This is a genomic window from Burkholderia sp. HAN2018, from assembly GCF_024704855.1.
GTDB lineage: Bacteria > Pseudomonadota > Gammaproteobacteria > Burkholderiales > Burkholderiaceae > Burkholderia > Burkholderia cepacia.
Map to the genome: position 1 here is coordinate 19239 of NZ_QOBB01000080.1, position 9654 is coordinate 28892.

Sequence of the window (9654 nt, forward strand, 5' to 3'; positions counted from 1 at the left end):
AACGGGGGGAGTCAGCGCGCGCGCGGCAGCGCCACGCCGATCAGCACATCCTTCGTGACGAGCGTGCGCAGTTGTTCCTCGGTCATGTGCTCGCTGCCGGCCGGCCGCACGGGCAGCACGAGATAGCGGCTTTCGGCGGTCGTATCCCAGACCTTCACGACGACGTCGTCGGGCAGGTCGGTGCCGAGCTCGCGCAGCACCGTGCGGCCCTCGCGGACGAGCCGCGCACGATATTCGAAGCCCTTGTACCACTCAGGCGGCAGCCCGAGCACCGGCCAGTTCGTGCATGAGCACAGGCTGCAGACGATCACGTTCTTCAGCGTGGGCGTGTCTTCGAGCGCGACGATGTACTCGCCCTGCGGGCCGGTGTAGCCGAACTGCGCGCACGCGGCCGTGCCGTCCTTCAGCAGCAGTTCGCGAAACGCCGGGTCGACCCACGCACGCGCGACGATGCGCGCGCCGTTGGCCGGATCCCAGGTCGTGGACATCAGCTCGGTCAGGCCTTCGATATAGCCGTCGGGGATCAGGTTCTTCTCTTTCATCACGCGAAACAGCGCCCAGGCACGTTCGCCGGGCGTCGAGGCTGTTTCCGCGGAAGGGGTCGCGCTCATCGTGGGGTTCCTTGTCGTGGTTCGGGTTGACCGCCGCCATCGCGTTGGTATTGCCGTGGCGGGGCGTGGACGCGTGGTGTCGGTCACGCTCGACGAGCAGGGTAAGAAGAGAAAAAGCGCGGTTCTTTGCCGGCACGGATCGGAAACTGTGCTGAGACGGCCCCGTGGCGCGGCATGGGGCCGATGCGCGCGGATGCACGGAGATGGGCGGCAATTGGCGGGGCGCCCGGCACGAAAACAGCGGCAGCGGCGCACGTTTTGCGACCGCTGCATGGCATCGGAGGCGCAGGTCCGCCACAGCCAATTTCTTGTTCCGCCGGAAAACAGAACTGCGGATTTTGCCTTCCTATTCTCATCCTCAAGCGACGGCCGTTCGATGTCGCGAATCGCCGGCATCCCCGATGCTACGGCGGAACAACAGTCGGCCAGCATCCCGCGATTCCACCATCCGGCGACGGTTCCCGTTCGTCGTGCGTCGAGCGTGGCGGTGTCTGCGCAACCAGGTGAGGAGCATGATGGACAACGTCAACAGAATGAAACTGAAGCGAATCGCGCGCTGGATCGGTTTGTCGCTGATCGCCGTCGCATCGCATTACGCGGGCGCGGTCGAGGTCGATCCCGGCGACTATGAGCAGTATCCGGTCGGCGCGACGATCGGCGTGCTGTACTACAACTATTCCGCGACGAACGCCTACTACGCGAACGGCCACCGGACGTCGGATTTCGACCTGCAGTCGAATGTCGGCATCGCCCGCCTGCTGCATGTGTTCCAGCTCACCGACAGGCTCACGATCGATCCGCAGGTGTTGCTGCCGTTCGGTCATATCAGCAGCTTCGGCAACGCCGGCGCGCTTGGCAGTACGAACGGTGTCGGCGACGTGATCCTGACCGCACCGTTGAAATTCCGCCTGAACGAAGCGAAGGACGTCGTCGCCGCGACGGTCTACGTCTACGCGCCGACCGGGAGCTACGACCAGAACCGCGGTCTCAATCTCGGCGCCAACCGCTGGTCGCTCGATTTCCAGGCGGCCTACGTCAAGCACTTTTCGCCGCAGTGGGCGCTCGATCTCGTCGGCGATGCGATCTGGTACGGCAACAACACGTCGTATGGCGCGAACGGTGCGACGCTGCATCAACGGATGAGCTACAGCGCACAGGCGATGGTGCGTTACATGCCCGATCCGGGCACGTCGCTCGGGATCGGCGTCACGCAGCTCTGGGGCGGTGAAACGAGCGTCGACGGCGCGGACAACAACGACGCGCTGCGCACGACGCGCCTGCGAATCACCGCGGCGAAGTTCGTGACGAAGGCCGACCAGGTGCAAATCCAGCTCGGCACCGACCTGAGCGTGCGCAACGGTCCGAGGAACAGTGTGCTCGCCGGCCTGCGTTACGCGCACATCTTCTGACCACCCGCATGCGCCGGGATAAGGCCGGTGCATGTCGCTCCTTCCCCACGTCGATACCCCGACACCCGATTCCCTTTCCAGAGAGGTCATGCATGGAATCCGCCATCGACAAACACCTGGTCTGCCCGCGGACGCTGTCGCGCCGCGTCGCCGATGACTACCAGCCGCCGTTCCCGATGTACGTCGCCCGGGCCGCCGAAGACCTGAGCCAGGTCGTGATGGGCTATTTCGGCGTGCAATACAGCGGCGCCGACAAGCGCGCGGCGGCACTGGCCGCTTTGCGCGGGATCGTCGCCGATTTCGGTGCGCAGGACGGCCCGAACAACTTCGATCTGACGCAACACACCGACGACCAGGGTTACGAGAACCTGATCGCCGTCGGCTACTGGCGCGATCCGGCCGCGTATGCGCGCTGGATTGCGTCGCCAGCCCTCGTCGAATGGTGGACCTCCGACGCACGCCTCGCGGACGGCATCGGCTACTTCCGGGAAATCGTCGCGCCGCGCGCCGAGCAGTTCGAGACGCTCTACGCGTTCACGAACGATTTCCCCGGCGTCGGCGCGATCATGGACGGCGTCAGCGGCGAGATCGAGGAGCACGGCTACTGGGGATCGATGCGCGACCGGTTCCCGATCTCGCAGACGGACTGGATGCGGGCGGACGGCGAGTTGCGCATCGTCGAGGGCGATCCGGCCCGCGGCGGCCGCGTGGTCGTGCTGGCGCACGACAACATCGCGCTGATTCGCTCCGGCCAGGACTGGCGCGCGGCCGAGCACGACGAGCGCCGACTGTATCTCGAGGAGATCGAGCCGACGCTGCGCAGCGGAATGGACTTCCTGCGCGACAACGGCACGGAGGTCGGCTGCTACAGCAACCGCTACGTGCGCTCGATCGATCTCGACGGCAACGTGCTCGACGAGAGCTACAACATCGGCCACTGGCGCTCGCTCGACCGCCTCGAACGATGGGCCGAATCCCATCCGACGCACCTGCGGATCTTCGTCACGTTCTTCCGCGTCGTCACCGGGCTGTCGAAACTGCGGCTGTATCACGAGGTTTCCGTCTTCGACGCGAAGCATCAGGTCTACGAATACGTGAACTGCCATCCGCGCACCGGGATGATGCGCGACGCCGTCGCCATCGCCCGCTGAATCCCGCCGGCACCGCCGGGGCCGGCGGTGCCGCTTACCGAACTGGAGAACGTCGATGGCCATCAAACGCCCGACCCGCGAACAACTGTCCGATATGGCAGCCGGCTTCGGCTTTCATCTCGATTCCCGGCAACTCGCCGAATACGACGATGCCCTGCAGGCGAACTTCGACGCCTACGATGCGATCGACGCGCTGCCCGACTATCTGCCCGTCGTCGCGTATCCGCGCACGCCCGGCTACCGCCCGGAAGGCGACGAGAACCGTTACGGCGCGTGGGCGCGCAAGAGCACGATCCACGGCGCCGCCGACGGCAAGCTGCGCGGCAGGACGGTGGTCGTGAAAGACAACATCTGCGTCGCCGGCGTACCGATGCGCAATGGCTCGACCACGTTCGAGGGCTACGTGCCCGACGTCGATGCGACCGTCGTCACGCGGGTGCTCGACGCCGGCGGCACGATCGCCGGCAAGTCGACCTGCGAGTACTACTGCTTTTCCGGCGGCTCGCACACGAGCGCGTCGGGGCCGGTGCACAATCCGCGCAAGGCAGGGCACTCGTCCGGCGGCTCGTCGTCGGGCAGCGGCGCGCTGGTCGCGAGCGGCGAGGTCGACATGGCGCTCGGCGGCGACCAGGGCGGCTCGGTGCGGATCCCGTCCGCCTATTGCGGCATCTACGGGATGAAGCCGACGCACGGGCTCGTGCCGTACACCGGCGCGATGCCGATCGAGGCAACCGTCGATCATCTGGGGCCGATGACGGGCAACGTGCTCGACAACGCGCTGCTGCTCGACGTGATCGCGGGCGACGACGGGCTCGATCCGCGCCAACGGACGTTGCCGCCGCGCGCCGACTATCTCGGCGCGATCCGCGACGGCATCGCGGGATTGCGGATCGGCATCCTGCGCGAGGCGTTCGGGCTCGCCAATTCGGAGAAGGTGGTCGACGAGGCCGTGCGGGCCGCCGCGCTCCGGTTGCGCAAGCTGGGCGCTCGCGTCGACGAAGTGTCGGTGCCGCTGCATGCGGCCGGCACCGCGATCTGGCTGCCGATTGCGGCCGAGGGCGCGACGCAGCAGATGATGAAGGGCAACAGCCACGGTTTCAACTGGGGCGGCCTGTACGTGACCGGCATGATCGATCATCACGCGGGCTGGCGCGAGCGCGCCGACGAGTTGCCGGATACCGTGAAGGTGACGATGCTGCTGGGCGAATATTTCACGAGCCGGTATCGCGGGCGTTACTACGCGAAGTGCCAGAACCTCGCGCGACGCTTGCGATCGGCTTACGACGCGGCGCTGCAGTCGTATGACGTATTGCTGATGCCGACCGTACCGATGCGCGCGTCGAAGCTGCCGGAGCCCGGTTGCGCGATGTCCGAGTCGCTGACGCGGGCGTTCGAGATGCTCGCGAATACCGCGCCGTTCGACGTGTCCGGGCATCCGGCAATGTCGCTGCCGTGCGGGGTAGCCGACGATCTGCCGATCGGGCTGCAACTGGTCGGGCGCCGTTTCGACGAGGCGACGCTCTACCGCGTTGCGTATGCGTATGAACAGTCGTCCGACTGGCGTCGGACGACGTGCGCATGACATGTCCGGAGCGGTAGCATGCCGCCGCTGCGCCGCGTGCCGGTTCGACCGGCCATGCGGCGTACGCGGTCAGCGATTGGACAATGCGCTTTTGAACGGGCACGCTGTCGGCTGCGTGTTTGCTAATCCATGTGGGGCACGACCATGACGATGCGTCCTCTCCCGCGCGCCGCAAGCGGCGACGCGCCCGGTCCGGCGTCCGGCAGCCCGCTGGACGAACGGACGAACGCGGCCATCGAGGTGCCGATCGACGGCTCGGTCAGCCAGCGTATCGAATTCTGGCGCGAGACGATTCTGCGCCTGTTCGCGGACGTGCAGATCGCGGCCGTGCAGAAAGCCGATTTCTTCGGCCGAGTGCGGCAGCGCAAGTGCGAAAAGATGCGAATCTCGGAAATCCACGCGAGCGAGCAGGCCGTGATCCGGCGTTATCGCCAGGCGCGCAGCGAGTATGAGGACAAGTACTTCGGGGTCTTGATGCTCGAGGGCAGCCAGTCGGTCGAACAGGACGGCAAGATCGTCACGCTGCATCCCGGGGATTTCGCGATCTACGACGCGACACGGCCTCACCACCTGCAGTTCGGCCAGTCGTGGCGCGAGATCGTCGTCAGCATTCCCCGCGCGACGCTGAACCAGCTCGTCGTCGGGATGGAGCACCGCACGGCGTGCCCGACGCAAACCGGGGACGGCGTCGGCAGCGTCATGCGTGCGTTTCTCGAGCAGATGTCGTCGCAGATCCGCAGTGTGACCGAGGACGAGATGCGGCAGTTGTCGGATACCGCGATCACGCTGATCGCGATGACGCTCGGGGGCATGCAACGCAACGACCTCGCGCAATCGAGGATGAAGGCGTTGACACTGACGCGTGTGAAGCGGCATGTGCTCGAGCACCTGCACGATCCGGAGCTGAACCCGATGATGATCGAGCGCTCGATCGGGATTTCGTCGCGGTACATCAACAAGCTCTTCGAGGCCGAGGAGACGTCGCTGATGCGTCACGTGTGGAACCTGCGGCTCGAACGGTGCGCGCAGGATCTCGCGAATCCGCAATGCGCTGCGCTGCGCGTGTCCGACGTCGCATTGCGCTGGGGATTCAACGACATGTCGCATTTCAGTCGCGTGTTTCGCGAGCGGTTTGCGATGTCGCCGCGGGCGTGGCGCGAGCAGGGCGGCAAGCCGCGCGCGTAATGCGCCCCGGGCCGCGTTCGTGGCCGGCAAGCGCCGATCGGAGGCGGCCGGACGTCGACAGGCGCAGCCGCCTTCAGTGCAGCGCCCGCGGCGCGTGCGCCGGCCGCGAATCGGTGGAGTCGACCACGCCGGTTGCATCGGTTGCGTCTCCCGCGCGCAGCGGTCCGCCCGCGCAGGGTTCCGTCGACACCGAGAAGCCGAACGTGTTGACGCCGCCCGAACACGCGACGAATACGCTGCCGCCGTGCATCTCGGCGACGGCCTTGACGATCGACAGCCCGAGCCCGTGGTTCTCCTTGCTGTTCGCGCGGGCTTCCTCGAGCCGGTAGAAGCGTTCGAACACGTGCGAGCGCTGCACCGGATCGATCGGCTCGCCGGGGTTCGACACGGCCATCTCGACGAGCGTGTCGCGGCGCGTGATCTTCACGTGCAACGTCGCGCCGGGCGCGGAATGCTGGATCGCGTTGATCAGCAGGTTCGTCATCGCGCGGCGGAACAGCGACGGATCGACGGCCGCGCGCGCATCGCCGTGCAGTTCGGCGTGCAACTGCGCCTCGTCGAGCGGGATCTCGAGGAAATCGAGCATGCGCCGCACCTCGTCGGCGAGCGACACGTCCTTCAGGTCGGTTGCCCGTTCGCCGCGGTCGCTGCGCGACAGGAACAGCATGTCGTTGATGATCACGCGCAGCCGCTCGAATTCCTCGAGGTTCGACTGCAGCGTCTGCCGCATCCGCTCGACGGTGCGGTCGCGGCTGGTCAGCGCGACCTGGGTCTGGCCGATCAGGATGCTGATCGGCGTGCGCAGTTCGTGCGCGACGTCCGCGTTGAACGCCTCGAGCCGCGCGTAGGTCTGCTGGATGCGATCGAGCGCGCCGTTGAACGACGTGGCGAGGTCGCGCAGCTCGGCCGGCAGCGCGTCGGTGTGCAGCCGTTGGCGGCGGTTCGCGAGGCTGATGGCCGATGCATCCTGCGACAGCCGGTCGAGCGGCGCGAGCCCGAAGCGGGCCACCGCGCGGCTCAGCAGCAGCGTGATGATCGTCGCGATCGCGATCAGCCCGGCGAGCGTCCAGCCGAAGCGGCGCAGCATCCGCTGCGTGCGCTCGCACGAGCTGGCGACGATCAGCCTCAGTGTCGGCCGCTCGCCGTTGCCGGCCACCGTGACGGTCTTCGTCATCACGTCGTAGCTGCTGTCGTTCAGCGCGTAGCGCTGGAATGCGCCGAACGGCGCGCCGACGGGCACGCCGTCGACGGGCTTGCCGAACCGGAAATCCGGATTCGTGCTGTCGACCTGGTAACGCGTCGAGCCGTCGGGCGGTTCGAGATCGGCGAGCTTTTCCTGCATGAGGCGCCCGCGTTCGGACGTGAGCGCGTGCGACACGATCATCTCGGCGACCTTGGTGCGCGTATCGAGCGTCGCGCGCAGCTCGGCGAACAGCTGGCGCTCCATCATCACGAACAGCCCGCAGCCCACCAGCGTGAACACGAGCAGCGACACGATGCCGAACATCGCCGATAGCCGCAGGACGATCGAGCGTTTCATGCCGGCCTCTCGGTATCGCCGTCCTCGCGCGCCTCGAGCACGTAGCCCATCCCGCGGATCGTATGCAGCAGCTTGTCCGCGAACGGGCCGTCGAGTTTCGCGCGCAGCCGCTTGATCGCTGTCTCGACGACGTTCGCGTTGCTGTCGAAGTTCACGTCCCACACGAGTTCGGCGATGGTCGTCTTCGACAGCACCTCGCCGCTGCGCCGCGCGAGCACGCCGAGCAGCTGGAATTCCTGCGCGGTCAGGTCGAGCCGCGTGCCGTCGCGGGTCGCGCGGCGGCCGATCAGGTCGACCCGCAAGTCGCCGATCGAGATCAGCGTCGATTCCTGCACGCGCGCGCGGCGCGTCAGCGCGCGCAGCCGTTCGATCAGTTCGAGGAACGAGAACGGCTTGGTCAGGTAGTCGTCGGCGCCGCCGCGCAAGCCCCGCACGCGGTCGTCGACGCGGTCGCGCGCGGTCAGCATGATGACGGGCGTCTGCTTCTGCGCGCGCAACGCACGCAGCACGCCGAAGCCGTCGAGCTTCGGCAGCATCACGTCGAGCACGACGACGTCGTAGTCGAATTCGACGGCTTTCCACGCGCCGTCCTCGCCGTCGAGCGCGGTATCGACGACCCAGCCTTCTTCGGTCAGGCCGCTCTTGAGGTATTCGACGACTTTCGGTTCGTCTTCGACGATCAGGACTTTCATGTTCGAATCCGTTGTCCGCGTAATCCGGTTAAGGGCCCGGGGGCGCTGGCGCCGGTGCCGGGGCTGCGGCGACCTCGGCCGGCGCCGGGCCACTTGCCGCCTGGCCGTCCCAGCCGCCGCCGAGCGCCTTCGCGAGAAACACGACGAGCGCCGCGCGCTGGCCCTGGATCTGCACGGCCTGCCGCTCGCTCGTCAGCAACTGCTGCTCGGCCGTCAGCACGTCGATGAACGGCGTCAGGCCGCCCGCGTAGCGATCCTGCGCGAGCGACACGAGCTTGCGCGCGTCGTCGACGGCCGCGGAGGCCTGCTGCGCGGCCTCCGCGAGCACCGACAACCCGGTGACCGCATTCTGCACCTCCTGGAACGCGGTGAGCACGGTCTGCCGGTAATTGGCCTGCGCGGCGACATAGCCGGCCTGCGCGAAATCGACGCCGGCCTTCAGTTTGCCGCCTTCGAACAGCGGCTGGCTGAGCGACCCGCCGACCGACCACAGCAATGCCGGGACGGTGAACAGGCCGGCGAAGCGCGTCGCGTCCCAGCCGATGTCGGGCGACAGCGTGATGCGCGGGAAATACGCGGCGCGCGCGACGCCGATCTGCGCATTCGCGGCGGCCATCGCGCGCTCGGCCGACGCGACGTCGGGGCGCCGCTGCAGCACGTCGCTCGGCAGGCCGGTCGGCAGCGCGGGCGCATTGATCGGCACGACGCGCGGCGCGATCGAGAAGGTGGGGGCCGGCGTGCCGACCAGCGTCGCGATCGCGGTTTCGACCTGCACGCGCTGCTGGAGCAGCAGCTGCGCCTGGGTGCGCGTCGCGTCGAGCTGCGCGCGCTGCTGCAGCAGGTCGAGGCCCGATACGGCGCCGAGGTCGTGCCGCGCGCTCACGTAGTCGAGCGCCTTCTGCTGCAGGTCGATCGAGCGCTTGACGACGTCGATCTCGGTGTCGAATTCGCGCAGCGCGAAATAGCTCGACGCGAGATCGGCGGTCAGCACCAGGCGCGCGTTCGCGAAATCGTCGCGCGCCTGTTCGGTGGTGGCCTGCGCCGATTCGACGCTGCGCCGCACGCGGCCGAACAGGTCGAGCTCGTAGCTCACGCTTGCGCCGACCTGAACGTCGTTCTGCACGGTCGACGCGCTCTGCGTCGCGTAGTTGGTCTGCGGCCGGTCGGCCGAGATCTTGAAGCGCTGGCCGCTCGCGTTCAGGCCGACGGCCGGATACTGCGCCGAGGCGACCGACGCGAGCGTCGCCTTCGCCTGGTCGTAGCGCGCGGCGACGGCCTTCAGGTTCTGGTTGTTGCGCAGCGCCTCCGCTTCCAGCGCATCGAGCTGCGGATCGCCGAACGCGGTCCACCATGCCGGGTCGAGCGGCGCGCGGGCCGGCGCGGCCGGGTGCCAGTACCCATCGGCCGGATCGAGCCGCCACGCGGCCGGCGTGGCGACGTCGGGCCGCTGGTAGTCGGGGCCGACCGTGCAGCCGGCGAGGGCG

Annotated in this window: 8 protein-coding genes; 4 read left to right on the forward strand and 4 right to left on the reverse strand. The window is 67.7% G+C overall.

What is annotated here, in order from left to right; genetic code table 11:
- Window positions 1-11: 11 nt before the first annotated feature.
- Window positions 12-611 (reverse strand): nitrile hydratase subunit alpha, encoded by a 600-nt coding sequence (nthA, locus tag DPV74_RS20520; protein WP_048023132.1) that lies wholly within the window; start codon window positions 609-611, stop codon window positions 12-14.
- Between the two features lie 512 nt (window positions 612-1123).
- On the opposite strand from nthA, the gene DPV74_RS20525 reads away from it, so the two are divergent.
- The 4 genes from DPV74_RS20525 to DPV74_RS20540 all read left to right on the forward strand — a co-directional run bounded on the left by DPV74_RS20525 (window position 1124) and on the right by DPV74_RS20540 (window position 5938).
- The gene (locus DPV74_RS20525; protein WP_119337852.1) at window positions 1124-2020 is read left to right on the forward strand and encodes a transporter; all 897 of its coding nucleotides are present in this window, start codon (window positions 1124-1126) and stop codon (window positions 2018-2020) included.
- A 92-nt stretch (window positions 2021-2112) separates the two neighbouring features.
- Window positions 2113-3171, forward strand: coding sequence for a phenylacetaldoxime dehydratase family protein (locus tag DPV74_RS20530; protein ID WP_119337853.1), 1059 nt, complete (start codon window positions 2113-2115; stop codon window positions 3169-3171).
- Between the two features lie 55 nt (window positions 3172-3226).
- A complete protein-coding gene (locus tag DPV74_RS20535; protein WP_060207441.1) occupies window positions 3227-4753 on the forward strand; it encodes an amidase in 1527 nt (508 codons plus the stop codon).
- A gap of 144 nt (window positions 4754-4897) precedes the next feature.
- Window positions 4898-5938: a helix-turn-helix domain-containing protein gene (locus tag DPV74_RS20540; RefSeq protein WP_119337854.1), complete on the forward strand. Its 1041-nt coding sequence runs from the start codon at window positions 4898-4900 to the stop codon at window positions 5936-5938.
- 73 nt (window positions 5939-6011) lie between these two features.
- Here the strand turns inward: DPV74_RS20540 and DPV74_RS20545 are convergent, their stop codons facing one another.
- The 3 genes from DPV74_RS20545 to DPV74_RS20555 form a co-directional block, all read right to left on the reverse strand.
- The gene (locus DPV74_RS20545) at window positions 6012-7478 is read right to left on the reverse strand and encodes a heavy metal sensor histidine kinase (RefSeq protein WP_119337855.1); all 1467 of its coding nucleotides are present in this window, start codon (window positions 7476-7478) and stop codon (window positions 6012-6014) included.
- Window positions 7475-8170 (reverse strand): heavy metal response regulator transcription factor, encoded by a 696-nt coding sequence (locus DPV74_RS20550; protein WP_021159240.1) that lies wholly within the window; start codon window positions 8168-8170, stop codon window positions 7475-7477. The genes DPV74_RS20545 and DPV74_RS20550 overlap by 4 nt, the downstream gene beginning before the upstream one ends.
- 28 nt (window positions 8171-8198) lie before the next feature.
- On the reverse strand, window positions 8199-9654 hold a 1456-nt coding region (locus DPV74_RS20555), incomplete at its 5' end, for an efflux transporter outer membrane subunit (protein ID WP_119337856.1).